This is a genomic window from Corynebacterium sp. CMW7794 (assembly GCF_001563605.1).
GTDB classification, from domain to species: Bacteria; Actinomycetota; Actinomycetes; order Mycobacteriales; family Mycobacteriaceae; genus Corynebacterium; species Corynebacterium phoceense.
Genome location: NZ_KQ961780.1, coordinates 60,208 through 78,184 on the forward strand (window position 1 = coordinate 60,208; position 17,977 = coordinate 78,184).

At 64.8% G+C, this 17,977-nt stretch carries 20 protein-coding genes and 3 tRNA genes; 14 read left to right on the forward strand and 9 right to left on the reverse strand.

Going from position 1 to position 17,977, the window contains the following annotated elements; all coding sequences use genetic code 11:
* Positions 1-43: 43 nt before the first annotated feature.
* From HMPREF3227_RS11505 to HMPREF3227_RS11515, 3 genes are all read right to left on the reverse strand, one after another.
* Positions 44-721 (reverse strand): potassium channel family protein, encoded by a 678-nt coding sequence (locus HMPREF3227_RS11505; RefSeq protein ID WP_066513220.1) that lies wholly within the window; start codon positions 719-721, stop codon positions 44-46.
* On the reverse strand, positions 714-2,015 hold the full coding sequence (locus tag HMPREF3227_RS11510; RefSeq protein ID WP_196131607.1) for a TrkH family potassium uptake protein: 1,302 nt from the start codon (positions 2,013-2,015) through the stop codon (positions 714-716). Before HMPREF3227_RS11510 ends, HMPREF3227_RS11505 begins: the two co-directional genes overlap by 8 nt.
* Before the next feature lie 165 nt (positions 2,016-2,180).
* Positions 2,181-2,272: transfer RNA gene (locus tag HMPREF3227_RS11515), tRNA-Ser, on the reverse strand.
* A 138-nt stretch (positions 2,273-2,410) separates the two neighbouring features.
* On the opposite strand from HMPREF3227_RS11515, the gene HMPREF3227_RS11520 reads away from it, so the two are divergent.
* The 3 genes from HMPREF3227_RS11520 to HMPREF3227_RS11530 are packed head-to-tail and all read left to right on the forward strand — an operon-like array spanning position 2,411 to position 5,618.
* On the forward strand, positions 2,411-4,078 hold the full coding sequence (locus tag HMPREF3227_RS11520; RefSeq protein WP_066513225.1) for an alpha-keto acid decarboxylase family protein: 1,668 nt from the start codon (positions 2,411-2,413) through the stop codon (positions 4,076-4,078).
* A 34-nt stretch (positions 4,079-4,112) separates the two neighbouring features.
* On the forward strand, positions 4,113-5,129 hold the full coding sequence (gene hisC, locus HMPREF3227_RS11525; protein WP_066485951.1) for a histidinol-phosphate transaminase: 1,017 nt from the start codon (positions 4,113-4,115) through the stop codon (positions 5,127-5,129).
* 51 nt (positions 5,130-5,180) lie between these two features.
* Entirely contained in the window at positions 5,181-5,618 is a 438-nt protein-coding gene (locus HMPREF3227_RS11530) for a phage holin family protein (protein WP_066485946.1), read from the forward strand.
* Here HMPREF3227_RS11530 and HMPREF3227_RS11535 read toward each other — a convergent pair.
* Positions 5,615-5,872, reverse strand: coding sequence for a MoaD/ThiS family protein (locus tag HMPREF3227_RS11535; RefSeq protein ID WP_066485938.1), 258 nt, complete (start codon positions 5,870-5,872; stop codon positions 5,615-5,617). The genes HMPREF3227_RS11530 and HMPREF3227_RS11535 overlap by 4 nt on opposite strands.
* Positions 5,873-5,979: 107 nt before the next feature.
* On the opposite strand from HMPREF3227_RS11535, the gene HMPREF3227_RS11540 reads away from it, so the two are divergent.
* The 5 genes from HMPREF3227_RS11540 to HMPREF3227_RS13430 are packed head-to-tail and all read left to right on the forward strand — an operon-like array spanning position 5,980 to position 9,252.
* Complete coding sequence (locus HMPREF3227_RS11540; protein ID WP_066513227.1) at positions 5,980-7,143, forward strand: molybdopterin molybdotransferase MoeA; 1,164 nt, start codon at positions 5,980-5,982, stop codon at positions 7,141-7,143.
* Complete coding sequence (locus HMPREF3227_RS11545; RefSeq protein WP_066485932.1) at positions 7,143-7,613, forward strand: MogA/MoaB family molybdenum cofactor biosynthesis protein; 471 nt, start codon at positions 7,143-7,145, stop codon at positions 7,611-7,613. Before HMPREF3227_RS11540 ends, HMPREF3227_RS11545 begins: the two co-directional genes overlap by 1 nt.
* On the forward strand, positions 7,603-8,061 hold the full coding sequence (locus tag HMPREF3227_RS11550) for a molybdenum cofactor biosynthesis protein MoaE (RefSeq protein ID WP_066513232.1): 459 nt from the start codon (positions 7,603-7,605) through the stop codon (positions 8,059-8,061). Before HMPREF3227_RS11545 ends, HMPREF3227_RS11550 begins: the two co-directional genes overlap by 11 nt.
* Positions 8,058-9,059, forward strand: a complete 1,002-nt coding sequence (locus tag HMPREF3227_RS11555; protein WP_066485925.1) for a ThiF family adenylyltransferase — start codon at positions 8,058-8,060, stop codon at positions 9,057-9,059. Before HMPREF3227_RS11550 ends, HMPREF3227_RS11555 begins: the two co-directional genes overlap by 4 nt.
* A gap of 55 nt (positions 9,060-9,114) precedes the next feature.
* The gene (locus tag HMPREF3227_RS13430) at positions 9,115-9,252 is read left to right on the forward strand and encodes a hypothetical protein (protein WP_154666889.1); all 138 of its coding nucleotides are present in this window, start codon (positions 9,115-9,117) and stop codon (positions 9,250-9,252) included.
* Between the two features lie 50 nt (positions 9,253-9,302).
* Here the strand turns inward: HMPREF3227_RS13430 and HMPREF3227_RS11560 are convergent, their stop codons facing one another.
* The 4 genes from HMPREF3227_RS11560 to HMPREF3227_RS11575 form a co-directional block, all read right to left on the reverse strand.
* A complete protein-coding gene (locus HMPREF3227_RS11560; RefSeq protein ID WP_066513234.1) occupies positions 9,303-10,244 on the reverse strand; it encodes a cation diffusion facilitator family transporter in 942 nt (313 codons plus the stop codon).
* 2 nt (positions 10,245-10,246) lie between these two features.
* Positions 10,247-10,636 carry an ArsR/SmtB family transcription factor gene (locus tag HMPREF3227_RS11565; RefSeq protein WP_066513237.1) on the reverse strand — a complete coding sequence of 130 codons (390 nt, stop codon included), beginning with the start codon at positions 10,634-10,636 and terminating at the stop codon, positions 10,247-10,249.
* Positions 10,637-10,776: 140 nt separating this feature from the next.
* Positions 10,777-10,850: transfer RNA gene (locus HMPREF3227_RS11570), tRNA-Cys, on the reverse strand.
* A gap of 153 nt (positions 10,851-11,003) precedes the next feature.
* Positions 11,004-11,091, reverse strand: a tRNA-Ser gene (locus tag HMPREF3227_RS11575).
* 430 nt (positions 11,092-11,521) lie between these two features.
* On the opposite strand from HMPREF3227_RS11575, the gene HMPREF3227_RS11585 reads away from it, so the two are divergent.
* Positions 11,522-12,484 carry an NAD(P)H-quinone oxidoreductase gene (locus HMPREF3227_RS11585; RefSeq protein WP_066513239.1) on the forward strand — a complete coding sequence of 321 codons (963 nt, stop codon included), beginning with the start codon at positions 11,522-11,524 and terminating at the stop codon, positions 12,482-12,484.
* A gap of 11 nt (positions 12,485-12,495) precedes the next feature.
* Here HMPREF3227_RS11585 and HMPREF3227_RS11590 read toward each other — a convergent pair whose 3' ends face one another.
* Positions 12,496-13,743: an aminotransferase class V-fold PLP-dependent enzyme gene (locus tag HMPREF3227_RS11590; protein ID WP_066485898.1), complete on the reverse strand. Its 1,248-nt coding sequence runs from the start codon at positions 13,741-13,743 to the stop codon at positions 12,496-12,498.
* A 173-nt stretch (positions 13,744-13,916) separates the two neighbouring features.
* On the opposite strand from HMPREF3227_RS11590, the gene HMPREF3227_RS11595 reads away from it, so the two are divergent.
* The 5 genes from HMPREF3227_RS11595 to HMPREF3227_RS11615 all read left to right on the forward strand — a co-directional run bounded on the left by HMPREF3227_RS11595 (position 13,917) and on the right by HMPREF3227_RS11615 (position 17,918).
* On the forward strand, positions 13,917-14,765 hold the full coding sequence (locus tag HMPREF3227_RS11595; protein WP_231724999.1) for a galactan export ABC transporter permease subunit Wzm/RfbD: 849 nt from the start codon (positions 13,917-13,919) through the stop codon (positions 14,763-14,765).
* Between the two features lie 12 nt (positions 14,766-14,777).
* Complete coding sequence (locus HMPREF3227_RS11600; protein WP_066485888.1) at positions 14,778-15,590, forward strand: galactan export ABC transporter ATP-binding subunit Wzt/RfbE; 813 nt, start codon at positions 14,778-14,780, stop codon at positions 15,588-15,590.
* Between the two features lie 301 nt (positions 15,591-15,891).
* The gene (locus HMPREF3227_RS11605; RefSeq protein ID WP_066513241.1) at positions 15,892-16,287 is read left to right on the forward strand and encodes a hypothetical protein; all 396 of its coding nucleotides are present in this window, start codon (positions 15,892-15,894) and stop codon (positions 16,285-16,287) included.
* Between the two features lie 111 nt (positions 16,288-16,398).
* The gene (locus HMPREF3227_RS11610) at positions 16,399-16,848 is read left to right on the forward strand and encodes a hypothetical protein (RefSeq protein WP_066485883.1); all 450 of its coding nucleotides are present in this window, start codon (positions 16,399-16,401) and stop codon (positions 16,846-16,848) included.
* A gap of 146 nt (positions 16,849-16,994) precedes the next feature.
* Positions 16,995-17,918: a galactofuranosyltransferase GlfT1 gene (locus tag HMPREF3227_RS11615; protein WP_181734619.1), complete on the forward strand. Its 924-nt coding sequence runs from the start codon at positions 16,995-16,997 to the stop codon at positions 17,916-17,918.
* The last annotated feature ends 59 nt before the right edge of the window (positions 17,919-17,977 follow it).

Below are 17,977 nucleotides of genomic sequence, written 5' to 3' on the forward strand. Positions count from 1 at the left end.
TATCCCCACCACTGGCCGGTCGAGTTGTAGCCGGCGCCGCAGCTTATCCTTCCGTGAACTTCTCCAACGCCGCCGGCGAGCCCGCCGCCACGATGAGGTCGTTCGCCGTGAGCTCGCGGCCATCAGTAAGCGGCAGCCACCGCCCCAGCGTGCGCACGGAGACCAGCTGCACCTTGTACTCGCGCAGCACCTTGGCCAGGTCGAGCGGCTTGCCCTGCACGCACGCGGGCGGCACGAGCTTGGTCACGCCGTAGTCCTGCGCGATCTCCGCAAAATCCTCGAAGCGGCCGGACAGGAGGTGCGCGATGCGCCGACCGGTATCGCGTTCTGGGCGGATGACGTGATGGACACCGATTTTGAGCAGGATGCGCGCGTGCGCCTCCGAGTCTGCCTTCGCCCACACGTCGCGCAGGCCCAGCTCCACCAAATTCGAGGCCGTCAAGATAGAGGCCTCCACGTCCGAGCCGATGGCGACAACGGCCCGCTCGACCTCGTCGATGCCGAGCTGCGTGAGCACGGCGGCATCGGAAGTATCTGCCTGGACGGTCTGCGTGAGCTCGGGCGCCATCTCGCGCACCAACTTGTCCGAAGCGTCGATGCCGAGCACCTCCACGCCATGGTCCATGAGCTCGCGGGCCAACGCGTGGCCGAAGCGGCCGAGGCCCACGACCACGACGGGTGCGATGTCGATGGTCTTCCGGGAACCAAAAATATTAACCAATGAAGGGCCTTTCCTCGGGGTAGCTAAAGCGCTGCGTGACCGCGCGCGCGGCGAGCGCCGCGATGAGTGTGGTGGGGCCGACGCGGCCCAGATACATAATGAAACACAGGATAATTTGGGACGGCGCACTCAGCGACGCGGTAATGCCGGTGGACAAGCCCACCGTCGCAAACGCGGAGGTCACCTCCAGCATGACCTGGTCCGCGGTGAACTGCGGGTCGAAGGCGCGCAACAGGCCCACGCCCACCGCAATGACGGCGATTCCGAAGAATGCCAGCACCAGCGCTTGGCGCACCGCCGCAGTGGGGATGCGCCGGTGTCCGATGGCGACGTCATCACGGCCGCGAAATTCCGCCACGATCGCCGCAAGGAGCACACACGCCGCCGTGACCTTGATGCCGCCGGCCGTACCCGCCGAGCCGCCGCCGATGTACATAAGGACATCCGTCCCCATGAGCGTCACCGGGTGCGCCTGGCCATAATCAATCGCATTGAAGCCCGCCGTGCGCGGCGAGACCGCCATGAAGAAAGCATTGAGCAGCCGCTGCCCCGCCGGCATCCCCGCCAGGACGCCCCGGCTTTCCGATGCCCACATGAACGCCGTCCCCCCCACGACCAGCACCGCAGATGCCCACAAGGTCATGCGCGCGGTCACCGATGCATGGTGGACGCGTGCGCGCACCGTAAGCCGCGCGCGGACGCGGCGCAGGAACTCCGCGTGAACCGGATAGCCGAGACCGCCGCCGATGATCGCCGCCGCCAGCGGCAGCAGAATCCACGGGTCCGCGGCAAAACCCACGAGGTTATCCGAGTACGTGGAAAAGCCCGCGTTATTGAATGCGGAGACCGCGTGAAACGTGCCTTCCCACACCGCCTGCGGCCCGGTCCAGCCGTAGTGCACCATGCCGCGCACACCCACGACGAGCGCCACGGCCGCCTCTGCTGCGAAGGTGAAGAGAAAGGTAAACGTGAGCGTGCGCCGAATGCCGCCTTCGACGATGGGGCGTCCCTCCGCCGCGCCCGCAGCACGCGCCTTGAGGCTCACCCGCCCGGTAAGCAGCATGCCCGACAGCGACGCGAGCGACATGATGCCCAAACCGCCCAGCTGGATGAGCGCCAGGATGACGCACTGGCCGAAATGTGTCCAGTACGAACCGGTGTCCTCAACGATGAGCCCGGTGAGCGACACCGCCGAGGTCGCCGTAAAAAATGCCGGAAGAAACGGCGTCCAGTGCGGCACATGCGCCGAGATGGGCAACATGAGCAACAGCGTGCCCGTCAAGATGAGAGCCATAAACCCGACCGCGGTGAGCCGCGCGGGTCCAAGCCACGAGATTTTCACCAGCCGATCCTAACCCCAGCGCGTTCCCGCCGCCTAGTTATGTGACGCAGGTTCCTCGACGCGCGTGGCGCCTTGCCCCACACATGCGACAACCCCCGGCGAGAACCGGGGGTTGAGTGGCGGAGACGAGAGGATTTGAACCTCCGGACCTACGCAAGTAAGTCAACTCCTTAGCAGGGAGCCCCATTCGGCCGCTCTGGCACGTCTCCAGATACTCGAAAGTATCACACGGAGACTTTACCTGAGGGCCGCCCCTGCACACAAAAGAGCGCACACAAAAGACCGCCCCCTTTATGTCAACGCGTCATAATAGACGGCAGCACTCACCGTCTCGAAAGGAGCACTGCATGCAGACAACCGTGGGCGAATTCCTCCTCCGCCGTCTCAAAGACATTGGCATTACCGAAGTCATCGGCGTGCCTGGCGATTTTAACCTGAGCTTTTTGGAACAGCTGCGCGACGCAGAAGGCATCCGTTTCGTGGGCGCCTGCAACGAGCTCAACGCGGCGTATGCGGCGGATGGCTATGCTCGCTCGCGCGGCGTCGGCGCGCTTCTTACCACGTACGGCGTGGGTGAGCTCTCCGCTCTCAACGGCATTGCGGGCTCGCGCGCGGAGCACATCCCGGTCGTCTCCATCGGCGGCGCCCCACCGCAGTACGCCACGGAGTTCCGCTGGAACCTCCACCACTCCCTCGCGGATGGCGACTTCGCGAATATGCTCGAGGCCATCGCGCCGTTCACGGAGGTCGCCGTGCGCGTCTCCCCCATGAACGCCGTTGAGGAAATCGATCGCGCGCTGCGCACCTGTCTGCGTGAGAAGCGCCCCGTCCACATCCAGCTCCCCTCGGACATCACGCATCTCACCATCGAGGCTCCCGATGCCCCGCTCGACACCTCCCTGCCCGCCTCCGACCCCGAGCGCCTCGAGGCCGCGGCCGCACGCATCCTCGAGGTCCTCGCCCGCGCCGAGCACCCACTCCTCCTTATTGACCAGGACGCGGACCGCCACGGTTTTACCGAGCCCCTCCTGCGCCTGGCGGAGAAGGCACAGATTCCTTTCGCCCAGATGTCCTCCGGCAAGGCCCTCCTGCCCGAGAATCATCCGCTCTTCATCGGCACCTACAACGGCGCGGCCTCGGCGCCCGGCGTCAAGGACCGCGTCGAGCACTCGGACTTCCTGGTGACCACGAACCCGCGCTTCATCGAGGTCAACTCCGGTTCGTTCACGCACGAGCTTGACCACGCGCTCGTGGTTAACCTCGGTGACCAGCACGCCAGCGTTGACGGCGAGTACTTCGTGGGGCTCACCACCCGCGAACTTATCGATGCCCTCATCGACCGCGCCCCCGAGCGTCCCGCCACCCCGCGCGAGCCCGCCCCGACCACGAGCGCCGCCGCGCCTACCGGTCCGCTCACGCAGGCCGAGCTGTGGCCGCGCATGGCACGTTTCCTCCGCGCGGACGACGTGGTCATCGCCGAGGCCGGCACCTCGCATATCGGCCTGAGCGCCCAGCAGCTGCCCGCGAACGTCAAGTACATCAACTCGCCCATCTGGGGCTCCATCGGCTTTACCCTGCCCGCGACGCTCGGCTCTCAGCTTGCTGAGCCGGGCCGCCGCCACGTCCTCTTCATCGGCGACGGTTCCTTCCAGCTCACCGCCCAGGAGCTGTCCACCATCCTGCGCGAGGAACTCAATCCCATCATCGTACTCATGAATAACCGCGGCTACACCATCGAGCGCTACATCCTGGGCATGGAGGACGAGTACAACGACATCCAGAACTGGTCGTACGGCGCGCTGCCGCAGGTCTTCAAGCCGGATACGACGATGAAGTCCTACTCCGCGCAGACCTTCGAGGAACTCGAGGAGGCGCTCGCCGCCATCGAGTCCTCGGATGCCGGCGCGTTCCTCGAGCTGCACCTTCCGCCTGCCGATGCCCCCGCCGGCCTCAAGGCCTTCGGCCCGCTCACCGCCGAATTCGACTACGGCCCGCGCGGACCCCGTAACCCGTAAGCCGTAACCGCACCTAACCACTAGAGTGATAGAAATGATTCGCCCTGACCTTTCCTCCCTCCCCGCCTACGTCCCCGGCAAGCGCCAGGAAGACGCCCTCAAGCTCTCCTCCAACGAGGCCACGCAGCCGCCGCTGCCCGCCGCCGTCGACGCCATGGCCGCAGCTGCCGCCGGCGCGAACCGCTACCCGGACATGGGCGCCGTTGCCATCCGCGAGGCCCTCGCCGAGCACCTCGGCGTCGCCTTCGAGCAGGTTGCCGTGGGCACCGGCTCCTCCGCGCTGTGCCAGCAGCTCGTCCAGGTCACCTGCACCGACGGCGACGAGGTCGTCTTTCCGTGGCGTTCCTTCGAGGCCTACCCCATTTTCGCCCAGGTCCACGGCGCCACCCCGGTCGCCATCCCGCTCAAGGACGAGGGCGTGGATCTGGAGGCCATGGCCGCCGCGATCACCGACCGCACACGCCTGATCTTCATCTGCAACCCGAATAACCCGTCCGGCTCCATCGTGACCCGCGCCGAGTTCGCTGAGTTCATGGCCAAGGTCCCGGCCGAGATCACCGTCGCCCTCGACGAGGCGTACACCGAGTACCTGCGCGCCGAGGACACCCCGCTGGCCACCGAGGAAATCGCGAAGTACCCCAACCTCGTGGGTCTGCGCACCTTCTCCAAGGCCTACGGCCTGGCCGGCCTGCGCATCGGCTACGCCTTCGGCCAGCCGGAGATGATCGAGGCCCTCAACAAGGTGGCGATCCCGTTCTCCGTGAACTCCGTGGCCCAGGCTGGCGCTCTCGCCTCCCTCGCCGCGCAGGATGAGCTGAAGCAGCGCACCGATACCGCCGTCGTCGAGCGCCAGCGCGTCATCGAGGCCACCGGCGCGTACCCCTCCGAGGCCAACTTCGTGTGGCTGCCGGGCGAGACCCCAGAACTCGCCGCCGCGCTCGCCGAGCAGGGCGTGCTCGTGCGTTCCTTCCCCGAAGGCATCCGCATCACGGTGACGACCCCGGAGGAGACCGATCAGCTCCTCGCCGCGTGGAAGGCCGTCCGCGGCTAGTCTGCGCGTTTTCTCAGGCGGTCCGCAGGGACGGCCGGTAGTGTCACACCCATGAAAGCCCTGTGGAACTTCGCACTCAACGTCATAGCCGTCGCCCTCGCCTTATGGGTCGTTGTCTCTTTCGTCCCCGGCATCGACATCGTGCCGCCCGCGCTCACTCCGGGCGAGCCAGGCATCGGGTCGACCAATGAGGCGGGCTCCTCGTCGACGTTCCTCGCCGTCGCGGCCGTCTTCGTTCTCGTCAACGCCGTCATCACGCCGGTGCTGCGGTTCCTCGGCGCACCCCTCACCTGCGCCACACTCGGATTGTTCGCGCTCGTCATCAATGGCGCGGCGCTGCTCATCACGGAGTGGGCATTTAACTCCCTCGATACCTCGCTGGGTCACCTCGACATCGACGGCTGGCTGCCCGCCATCCTCGGCGCGATCGTGCTCGGGCTCGTCTCAGGCGTGGTGAATTTCTTCACAAGCCCGCTGCGGGCGCGCTAGCCGCCGGCGAAGGGCGGGAGGATATCCACGCGCGCGGCGCCGTCGAGGACGGCGTCGCGTTCGGCGTTTTTGCCGTCGATGAGGAAAGTACACCGCTCGAGGACCTGCGCAAGCGTCATGCCCGCCTCGGTGGTGCCGGTATGCGCGGCCGCGAGGGCATCGAGAAGCTCGCCCAGGGAGGCTGCGGGCTCCGCAGACTCCTGGGCGGTACCGGCGGCGGCGCGGGCCGCGGCAAAGTAATGAATCTCAAGCATGCACCCCACTATGCCAGCCGAGAACACGCGAGAAAAAGCCTAGACTTGTAGAAGATGTGTCCCCACCGGGGTTTCACCCACGGATCCCCCTTGTACAAGGAGTTGCCATGCGCACGTACGAAGAACACTTGAGCGCCGTCCGCGCCGTCGTCACCGCACCGAACGTCGTCACGCGTTCCCTGCTGGAGGCCGATGGCATGGTCCTGGCCAAGTCCATCAACGCGACCTACAACTCCCCGCGCTTCGATAACTCCCAGATGGATGGCTACGCCATCACGGACCCAGCTGGCGGCACGCTCACTGTGGGCGCCACGGTCGCCGCAGGTGACACGGCTGCGACACCGCTCAAGGAGGGCATCGCCACCCCAATCATGACCGGCGCCAAGGTGCCGGAGGGCACCAAGGCCATCGTGCCGGTGGAATTCTGCGAGCCGTCCACCTTCGTCGAACAAGGCGGCACCGTCACCATCCCGGCCGTCAAGGAAGGCCAGTACATCCGTAAGGCCGGCTCTGACGTCGAGGAAGGCAAGCTGCTCATCCCCGGCGGCACGCGCCTGCTCCCGGCCGCTATCTCCGCGCTCGCTGGCCAGGGCTACACCGAGGTCGAGGTGTACGCCCCCGCCCGCATCGTCGTCGTCACCGGCGGCGCCGAGATCGGCACCGCCAACCTGTCCGCCGGCCAGATTCCGGACTCCAACGGCCCGATGATCGCCGCGCTGTGCAAGGAGTACGGCATCGAGGTCGTCGCCTACGTACGCACCAACGATGACCCGGGCATCCTGCGCTCCGATCTGGAAGGCGTCGTGCGTCTCTACCAGCCGGACGCCATCGTCACCTCCGGCGGCGTCTCCCACGGCAAATTCGAGGTCGTGCGCCAGGTCTTCGAGGCCAACGGCTGGTTCGGCCACGTCGCTCAGCAGCCCGGCGGCCCGCAGGGCCTCGCCCACTTGGGCGATGTTCCGGTCATCTGCCTGCCCGGTAACCCGGTCTCCACGCTTGTGAGCTTCCGTCTCTACGTCGGTCCGGTCCTCGGCCACTCGCGCCCGCCGTATATCTCGCGCATCATGCAGGACGTGGACGGCCTCGAGTCCCGCGACCAGTTCCGCCGCGGTGTGCTCTCCCACTCGCCGGAGGGCATGGGCCAGGCCGAGCTTCTCCCGGGTGCAGGTTCCCACCTCATTTCCCAGGCTATGTCCGCCACCGCCCTTATCCGCATCCCCGCTGGCGCGCACCTCAAGGCCGGCGATCCAGTTGAGGTCTTCCCCATCTAATGGCACGCACCGGAATCGTTATCGTCGCCTCCACCCGCGCCGCCGCGGGCACGTATGAGGACCGCTCCGGCCCCATCGCCGTCGAGTTCCTGCGCGCGCAGGGCCTGGAGTGCGCCGATGCTTCCGTGGTTCCCGACGCAGACATTCGCGCCGCTGTCGACCAGGCTTTCGCCGAGAAGCCCGCGGTGATCCTCACCTCGGGTGGCACGGGGCTCAGCCCCGATGACCAGACGGTCGAGGCCCTCGAAGCCCACCTCGAGCGAACCTTGCCGGGAATTGCCCACGCGTTCTACGCGGCATCGGCAAGCGTGCCCACCGCCCCACTCTCGCGCACCGTCGCGGGCACGCGCGGGACGACCTTCGCCATGGCACTGCCCGGCTCGACGGGTGGGGTCAAGGACGGCGTCAAGGTGCTGGAGCCTATCCTGGGACACATCATTGAACAGCTCGAAGGGAAGCATGAGCACTGATCCACAGTACGTAGCAGAGCACACCGGCCTGGTCATCGACGCTTTTATGACGAACGAGACCATCGACACGGCCGCGGCAGTCGCCGCGACCGTAACGCCTGCCATGGGCGCGACCGTCACTTTCGACGGCATCGTGCGCAACCATGACGGCGGGCGCGGCGGCGTCGAACTGCTCACCTACACTGCGCACCCCAGCGCGGACGCGGAAATCAAACGCGTCGCCGCTGAGGTCATCAGCTCCCATCCCAACGCCCGCCTGTGGTGCGCGCACCGCACGGGCGATTTGCGCGTCGGGGACTCAGCCTTTGTGGTTGTCGCCGCCGCCGCGCACCGTGCTGACGCGTTCCATGCCGCCGAGGACTGCGCCAACCGCGTCAAAGCCGAGGTGCCCATCTGGAAAGAGCAACGCCACACTGACGGCTCCGTGAATTGGGTGGGTCTCGAATGAGCGTCCGCTATGCCCGGCAAGAGGCTCTCTGGGGCGAGGAGGGCCAGGCCAAGCTTGCCCGTGCCACCGTCGCGGTCATCGGCGCCGGGGGGCTCGGCTCCCCCGCGCTGCTCTACCTCGTCGGCGCCGGCGTAGGCCGCGTCCTTCTCTTCGACGATGACGAGGTCTCCCTGTCCAACCTGCAGCGCCAGGTCATCCATGCCACGCCGGACGTGGGACGCCCGAAGACCTCATCCGCAGCCGAAAAAATCGCCGCGCTCAACCCCGCCGTCACAGTCGAGACCTTCGGCCGCCTCGAGTCCGCTACCGCGCTCGAACAGCTGCGTGGCGCGGACGTCATCCTCGATGGCACCGATAACTTTGAGGCGCGCTACCTGTCCTCCTGGGCCGCCCACGAGCTGGGCATTCCCCATATCTGGGCCTCCATCCTGGGCTTCGACGCGCAGCTGTCCGTCTTCTGGTCTGGCCACGGCCCCGTCTACGAAGACGTCTTCCCCGAGGCCCCCGCGCCCGGCTCCGTGCCGTCGTGCTCGCAGGCGGGCGTGCTCGGCCCCGTCGTGGGCATCGTCGGCTCCGCCATGGCCCTCGAGGCCCTCAAAATCATCACCGGCGTCGGCGAGCCCCTCGTGGGCAAGCTCGGCTACTTCGACGCCCTGTCCGGCACGTGGGAGTACATCCCGTTGGTCACCTCGGGCACCGTACCCACCCAGCCTGACGATGCCCCCGAAGTCCGCGCCGTTCCCCTCGGCACCCGTCTGATCGACGTGCGCACCGCCGAGGAACGCGAGCACTCCGTCATCCCCGGCGCGGAGCACTTCCTGCTCGACCGCATCGTCGACGGCGAGAACCCCGACCTCGACCCCGACGAATACGCGGTCATCCACTGCGCCTCCGGCATCCGCTCCGCCCAGGCCGTGGCCCTCCTGCGCGAGCGCGGCTTCACCAACGTCGTCTCGCTGCGCGGCGGAATCAACGCCTGGCTAGAGCAGAATTCGTAGTGGCCAACACCGTTATCTACCGGTAGCGTCGCTAGCGCGCGAAAGGAATACCGCGATGACCACCTCCGCAGCACCGCTCGTCGTAACCGCCCGCACGTGGTACGGCGGTGGGGACCTCATTATCGATGAGGACAACGCCACGAGCACCCTCCGCCTCGAGGACGCTGAATATCGATCCCCACATACGCACTAGGCAGCACTAGGCGCCCCCGCCCGGTACGAGCCCGGGAGGGGGCGCTGCGTTCAGTTGTGCTTGCTGACTTCCGGTTCATGTTCGGCAATGTGCTCGGTCTCGATCTGGAAGGTCGAGTGATGAACGGAGACCTCGAAGTGTCCTGCAACGCAGTCTTTGATCTCTTGGAGCATCTGGGCGGCATGACCGTCGGTAAAGCACTCGTCGTCGACGACGACGTGGGCGGTCAGGGTCGGTAGACCGGTCGCCACAGTGGAGGCGTGCAGATCATGGACATCCTGAACGTGGTCGAGTTCGAGGATGTGTGAGCGGACTTTGTCGAGGTCGAGGCCCTTAGGAGTGAACTCCATGAGGACGCCGATGGTCTCACGCATCAGCTTGAACGCGCGAGGCACGATCAGGCTGGCGATGAACAGTCCGGCGATGGCGTCGGCCTGCGTGAACCCGGTCGTGGCGATCACGATCGCCGCGATGATCACTCCGAGTGAGCCGAGGGCGTCGTTGAGGACTTCGAGGAACGCGGCACGCATGTTGAAGTTCGAACCGCGGCTGGAGGCGAGGACGGTGATGGCGATGGTGTTCGCGACCAGGCCGATAATGCCGAAGATCAGCAGTTCGCTTGCGGGCACCTCCGGCGGCTCGAACAGTCGCCGGATGCCTTCGATGGCGGCGTACGTGCCCACCACCAGCAGCAGTGCCGACTGCCCGAGGGCTGCGATCACCTCGATACGCCGGAACCCCCAGGTGCGCTTGGCGTTAGCGGGTTTGAGCATCAGCGTCCCGGCAATCAGTGCAACCAGCAGGCCGAAGGCATCGGTGATGGCATGGGCGGTGTCGGTCAGCAGTGCGAGGCTGCCGGTGATGACCGAGCCGATGGCCTGGGCAACGACGATCATCGCGGTGATCGAGAATGCGATCCAGAGTTTCTTGCGGAAATCTCCAGGGTGCCCGTTCTCGCTGGCGGCGGGGCCGTGATTGTGTCCTGCCCCCATATCTACTTCTTCTCCGTATCTGTCGCGTGGTGGATATGTGGGAGTCGCAGGTGCGTGCAGTGCAGGGCCTGCGTGCCGGTGGCATCGAGGAGGCATTCAGCAGCGGCGATGAGGGTACGCAGGAGCTCGGGCTGTGTCAGCGAGTACCAGGTGGAGCGCCCTTCCGGGCGCATCGTCACCAGGCCGCACTCAACGAGAAAGCCGACATGTTTGCTCACCGTAGACTGGGCCAGGCCCATGTGCTCGACCAGATCGCGGACCCGGTGCTCACCCGAGGCGAGGTGCTGCACGATCGCCAACCTCGTCGGTTCTGCAAATGCTTGGAATAGGTGGGCGTATGCTGCCGTCGCCACCTCGTCGAGGGTTGCCCCGTCCTGTTGCTTCATAGCCATATGGCGATTATATCGCCCGATGACGATATTATCGAGTGTGATCTGTCGCTCGATGCGAAATGAAGCTCAGAGGTCTCGGCGTGCCTGAGGGTGGACTGCCAGCCGCCTGCGACGCGTGCCCTATTGGACTCAGCGGAAAGTGGAGGTGCCTACGGGACTCGAACCCGTGTCAAAGGTTTTGCAGACCGCTGCCTATCCTCTCGGCCAAGGCACCAAGTCGCCGGAACGGGAAGAAAATTCCCTTAACTTTCCCTTCATTACGTCATTTTGTGGCTATACCTGTCCCCAAATGACAAAATGGATTATGCCGTTGACCAGCCTAGACAAAGCAAAACCCCCGGTGGATAGCCACCAGGGGAAATGATATTGGCGGAGACGGAGGGATTTGAACCCTCGGTGAGTTTCCCCACGCTGGTTTTCAAGACCAGTGCATTCGGCCGCTCTGCCACGTCTCCTCGTCACAACTGCAGTCGCAAGCGACCACAGAACGTAACTGCTTTAGCCTACTAAACCGTGGGCCGCGATTCACACTCGCCTCGCAATTCCGAAAATCGGTCCTCCCACGTGGCCCGCACGAGTCGGGCGCCAGTGACCTGGGCCAGAGGCGTATCAGAATGTCTTTTGTTCACGATGCGCGTGAGCTCCTCGTAAGAGGCGACGCCCACAGTCTCGCGGTACACGCGCAGACACGAGGCATCATCGTCTGCATCGAACACGACAGGCTCCGCGGTCGCCCACATCACCAAGTGCGGAGTCACCATCGTTGACTCCTTTCTCGCTAGCTGCGTGAATGTGTACGTACCCACGGTCTAAAAGAATCCCCAGTCCAAGTCAGCGCCCCGAAAGCCCGGCGCGCGGCGGGAAGAAAACGCTAGTTTGGGGTGCATGCACGCAATCATTCAGAAGGACTTAGAAGACCCCCGCTCGCTCGAACTAGGCGAAGTGGATACGCCAGAGCTCAAGCCCGGGGAGGTACTCGTCGAGGTTAAGGCCGCCGGCGTCAACCGCGCGGACCTGCTCCAGGCGCGCGGGGCGTACCCGCCGCCCAAGGGCGAGTCGGAGATTATCGGTCTCGAGGCCGCTGGCGTCATCGTTGACGCGGGTGATACCGGCCGGAAAGTCGGCGAGGAAGTCGGCGCGCTGCTCGCCGGCGGCGGTTATGCCGAGTTCGTCGCCGTGCCGGAAGGCCAGCTGCTGCCTATCCCCAAGGGCTTCACACTGGAAGAGACCGCCGCCGTCATCGAGGTCGCCTGCACCGTATGGTCGAATATCGTCATGGCCGCGGGCCTCAAGGAAGGCCAGACGATTCTCATCCACGGCGGTGGCGGCGGCATCGGCACCTTCGCTATCCAGGTCGCCAAGGCTCTCGGCGCGACGGTGGCTGTTACCGCAGGCTCGGCGGAAAAGCTCGAGCGCTGCCGCGAGCTCGGCGCGGATATCCTCATCAATTACAAGGAGCAGGACTTCGCTGAAGAGCTCAAGAACCAGTGCGACGTCGTCCTCGACATCATTGGCGCGAAGTACCTGAAGCAGAACCTCAAGGCGCTCGCCGTGGACGGCCACATGGTCATCATCGGTATGCAGGGCGGCACGAAAGGCGAGATTAACCTCGGCGTCGTCCTCAACAAGCGGCTCACCATTCAGGGCACGACGGTGCGTGGCCGCAACCACGCGGACAAGGCCGCCATCGTTGCCGAGACGGTGAAGAACGTCTGGCCCATGCTCGAGGATGGCCGCGTCAAGCATGCACTCCACGCGACGTTCCCGCTTGCTCGTGCCGCCCGCGCCCACGAGGCCCTCGACTCCGGTGAGGTCACGGGCACCCTGGTGCTCACGAACGCCGACTAGGCCGGGGAGACTTACGCCAGCGAGGCGACGACGCGGGTGAGCTGCTCGATGTCGTTGTGCGTGTTAAACGGACCGAGCGCTACGGTGACGGCGCCGCCGAGTTCGTCGATGCCCATGTCGCGCAGCAGGGGCGTGGCCGGGGCGAGCGTCGTGACAAGCCGGTTGTCGAAGAGACGACGGTGGACGGTCTCGGCCGGCACGCCGCGCACGGCGAAGGATAGGCGCGGGAGGCGGTCATCGGAAGCCTCGGCGGCGGCCTCGCCGGTAGCGCCGAGGATGTGGACCTGGCTCAGCGTGCCGAGATAGATATAGAGGTCTGCGCGGAGATCGTCGAGGTAGGCCTCGAGGGACTCCATCGAGCCGCGCAGGCGCACGCGGCGGGAGCCACGGTCGCCGCCGGCGAGGGTCGCCATATGGTCGACGAGCGGACCGACGCCGCCAGCGAGGCCCGCGGAGACGGGGGTCTCGAGCTTCGCGGCGGTGTGCGCTGTCTGGCCGGGGCTGAGAGCGTCGAGGCGGCGGAACATCGCGGTGTCACGGAAGACGAGCGCGGCGATCTGCGGGCCACCGAGCTGCGCCAGGTCAATGGCAAGGATGTCCGCGCCGAGGTCATCCATGTCGATGGGACGGTACGGGGCGAGCGCGGTGACGTCGAGAAGCGTCCAGGCGCGGGAGCGGGAGCGGACGGTCTCGATGATGTCATGGACGGGTGCCACGGTGCCAAGCAACTCATGCGCGGCGGAAAGGGACACGAGGCGCGTGGAGCCATCGACAAGCTCCGCGTACTGGAAGGCGGGCAGCTCGCCGGTGCCGAGGTCCGGCTGGGCCCAGCGCACGGTCGAGCCATGCGGACCGTGGGCGAAGGCGGCGTAGAGCGCCGGCGGGTCAAGCTTGGAGAGCACCACCGAGGACTGGCGGCGCAGGAGCGGGCCGAGGGCGCGGGCGAGCGACTGGTAGAGCACGGGCAGGGAGGGGCCGAGCACGACGGCATCGGCACGCGCGCCCACGAGATCGGCGACGGCCATGCGGGCGGCCTGAAGGTGCTTCTCGCCCTCAAGCATGCCGGCGACAGGGGCTGCGGAATGGGCGCCCACGGGGGCATCTGCAGGCAAGACGGCATTCGCGGTGCGGAAGGCTCGGGCGACGCCGGAGGCAACCTTCTCCGCAATCTGCGGCGCGGCGTGCGCGTTGAGGTACGTCCAGCCGTCAGCGAGTCCCGTATATAAACCACGAACACTCGCCGCGTCATAGGCAACCATGGCAACTCTTCCCTTCCGCGCTGACAACTTCCCCACTCTATACCGTTCGCACCAGAATGTGTTTCTTGCAGCTCATCGCCTTTTCACGGCGGGCCACTCCCACTGGGGACCTCGGAGACGATAGGGTATGCCACGTGCATGACAATAACCAACTGCGCGCCGATATCGCCCGCATGACTGCCGTCACCGACCAAGGAGAAATTCCTCCTTCGCAGTCGATGACCTTCAAGGCAGCCTTCGCCGATCTCATTGAGGGTGCGCGCCAACGCGAGCTCTGGTTCAAGCTCGGCGTCCAAGACATCAAGCAGCGCTACCGCCGCTCCGTCCTGGGACCTTTCTGGATCACCATCGCCACCGGCGTCATGGCCGCCGCGCTGGGCCTGCTCTACTCCTTGCTGTTCAAGATCCCGCTGAGTACGTTCCTGCCCCACGTCACCGTGGGCCTTATCATGTGGAACTTCATCTCGGGCGCCATCAAGGAAGGCGCCACCGTCTTCATCGACAACGAGGGCCTTATTAAACAGCTCCCCGCGCCGCTCTCGGTCCACGTCTACCGCCTCGTGTGGCGCCAGACCCTCTTCTTGGGCCACAACCTCATTATTTGGCTTATCCTCCTCGCCATCTTCCCGCGCCACCTGGGCTGGGAGTTCTGGCTGTTCCTTCCAGCTCTCGCCTTGTTGCTGGTCAATGGCGTGTGGGTGTCCATGTTCTTCGGCATCGTGGCCACGCGCTTCCGCGACGTCGCGCCCTTGCTCGACTCGCTCACGCAGCTGCTCTTCTACGTCACGCCGATTGTGTGGATGACCTCGACGCTGAAGGACAACGCCTCCGTGTCCTCGCGCGCGCGTCTGGCGGAGCTTAACCCGCTGTACCACTACATGGAGATCGTCCGCGCCCCCATGATTGGCCAGCCTGTCGCGGCCTACCACTGGTGGATCGTGATCGCCTGCACCATCGGCGGCGTGCTGCTCGCCGCCCTCGCCATGCGCCAATGGCGCTTCCGCGTTAGCTACTGGGTATAAGGACTTCTCACCATGGTTTCCATCGATACGTATAACGCCTGCGTCGACTTCCCCATCTTTGACGCGAAGTCCCGCTCCCTGAAGAAAGCCATGCTCTCCACCGCCGGTGGCGCGATTGGTAAGAATGCCTCCAACACCGTCGTGGTCGAGGCCCTCAAGGACATCAACCTGCACCTGCGTGAGGGCGACCGCGTGGGGCTTGTCGGCCATAATGGCGCCGGCAAGTCCACGCTGCTGCGTCTGCTCTCCGGCATCTATGAGCCCACCCGCGGCACCGCGGACGTGCGCGGGCGCATCGCGCCGGTCTTCGACCTGGGCGTGGGCATGGACCCGGAGGTCTCCGGCTACGACAACATCATCATCCGCGGCCTCTTCCTGGGCCAGACCATCAAGCAGATGAAGTCCAAGATGGATGAGATCGCGGAGTTCTCTGAGCTCGGCGACTATCTGGCGATGCCGCTGCGCACCTACTCCAACGGCATGCGCGTGCGCCTAGCGCTCGGCGTCGTCACCTCCATCGAGCCGGAAATCCTCCTGCTCGACGAGGGCATTGGTGCTGTCGATGCCGCGTTTATGGCCAAGGCCCGCGTCAAGCTCCAGGAAATGGTGAAGAAGTCCGGCATCCTCGTCTTCGCGTCGCACTCCAATGACTTCCTCGCCCAGCTATGCAATACCGCCCTGTGGGTCGATCACGGCGAGATCAAGGAAGTCGGCGAAGTGGCCGACGTTGTCGAAGCCTACGAGGGCCCCGGCGCCGGCGACTATGTGCGCGACCTCCTTAAGCGCTTTAACGAAGAAGAAGATGAAGAAAAAGATAAGGACTAAGAGCTTTCCGCTTACCCCTTCTTCGCCCCGCAGCTCCGTTTTAAGGAAGTCTGCGGGGCCTTCTTTTTGCAGGTAACAGCGTGAACATACTTAGCGTGACCTTGCCTTTTCGCCATTTGTGCCACGGCCATCTTTTACCCCCGGATTAAGTTAATTCATACCTCATCCACCTGGGATTATACTTTCTCCGAGAAAAGACTTACGAATCCCACAGCAATGGTCTAAGCTCTAGACCAGTTCCGCAGGGAGGTGTCCCTACGAGCGTGTCTATCTTTCCATCCCCCTTTCAAGGAGATTCCCCATGAAGCGTTTCGCTGCTGGCGCCGTTGCCGTCGCTACTGCTCTGTCCCTGTCCACCGGTGTTGCTTCGGCCGCCAATACTGATGAGGAAAGCGCACTGGTCGGTCTTGCCGCTGGCATCTACGGTGCAGTGAACGGCGTTTCCGAGCCGGCCTCCGGCTCCGCTGAGACCAGCTCCGATGCCATGGATAGCTCCTCCAAGTCTGAGAAGGCGGCTTCCTCCAAGGCATACATCGACTTCTACCAGTCCTCTTGGGATAACGACGCAAACAACAAGTACAAGCTCGGCACCACCGCTGACATCCTCTGGGGCTTCGGCATCGCCGCTGCTGTCCTGGCTGCTGGCGCCGCTGCCGTCAATGCCGGTGTTATCCCGGGCGTTTCCCTTCCGTTCTAGTTCTCGATAATTTCGAGGATTAGTTTCCGGATTTCGAAGCCTTGCTTGGTTACCATGCCAAGCAGGGCTTTTTGCTTTTCAACATATCTTCTCTTTCAAGGATTGACGACCATGAAGCGTTTCACTGCGGGCGTTGTGGCTGTGGCCGCTGCCCTGCCCCTGTCCACCGGCGTCGCGGGAGCGGCCGACGGCAAGACCTCGTCGGAGGTCACTGATGGTGAGGTAGGAGTCGCCATCACCAAGGCCGTAGCTAAGGAGGCTTTCGGCGGCGACGGGTTTGGGTCTTCTATCGATGTAGCTGCAGACGTTATCTCTTCCAAGGCGGAGAAGGGCGAGATCGGCAGCTCCGATATCGAGAATCTCAAGAATGCGGCTGACCGTGGCTCATCAGACGAGTTCCTCGTGTCGACCATCAAGTCGGACGTGGCGAACGACTGGAAGATTGGGCAGACGCTCGACATCATCCTCGGCGTGACGATTGCGGCTATCTCCACACTTCTGGTCGGCGGCGCGGCGGTGGGCGCGGATGCCGCGGGCATCATCGACATCCCGGGGCTCTAAGCACCGGCACACATCACACCGGCACACATCCTAGCGTGAATGAGTTGGCCAAAAAATTGAAAAATCGGCACGACTCATTCACGTTGTGAGCGCGACGCTGGCTGGCGCGGGGTGTCTAGAGGGGGCATCGGAAAGCTGGTGGCAGAATGGAAGCCATGACTGTTAAGACCCTTTCCGCGGCGGGAACAACTGCCGCTGTCATCGTCACTCACCAGCGCGTGGAGCTGCTGCGCGCGTCGTTAGAGCAGGTCGTAGGGCAAACTCACCCGGTGGAATGGGTCATCGTCGTCGACAATGGCAATGAGGCTGCGGTGCGTGAACTCGTGGAGTCCATGGCGGGCGAACGCGCGGTATACATCGGGTCGAAGACGAACCTGGGCGGCGCGGGCGGCTTCGCGCTGGGCTTCTTGAAGGCGCTGGCGCTGGGTGCGGATGCCATCTGGTGCGCGGATGACGATGGCCGTCCGGCGGACTTCGGCGTGCTGGAGGAGCTCTACCGCGTGGCGGAGGCGAACTCCTTGCACGAGGTCTCCCCGGCCGTGTGCAATATCAACGAGCCGGAGCGCCTCGCGTTCCCGCTGCGCCAGGGCCTCGTGTGGCGGCGCCGGATGGATGAGCTGGAGGGGGACTTCCTGCCGGGGATCGCGTCGCTGTTTAATGGCGCGCTCATCTCGGCGGAGGCCATGACGATCATCGGCGTGCCGGATTACCGCCTATTCATTCGCGGCGACGAGGTCGAGTACCACCGCCGCCTGGTCAACTCGGGACTCGAGTTTGGCACGGCGCTCACGTGCGCGTACTTGCACCCGGACGGCTCGGACGAGTTCAAGCCGATTCTGGGCGGCAAGATGCACACGCAGTACCCAGAGGGTGAGTTCAAGCGCTTCTTTACCTACCGCAACCGCGGCTACCTGTTGTGGCAGCGTGGCATGCGCAAGCTCCTGCCGCAGGAATTCGCACGCTTTGGTTGGTTCTTCCTCGTCCAGCAGCACGACCCGAAGGGCTTTATGGAGTGGCTCGCGCTGCATAACCGGGGGCGCAAGGAAGACTTCCGTAGGCCGGGGCAGTAGCCGCCCGGGTTCATTGAAAACAACGAAAGCCGCCGGATGTCCGGCGGCTTTCGGCATTG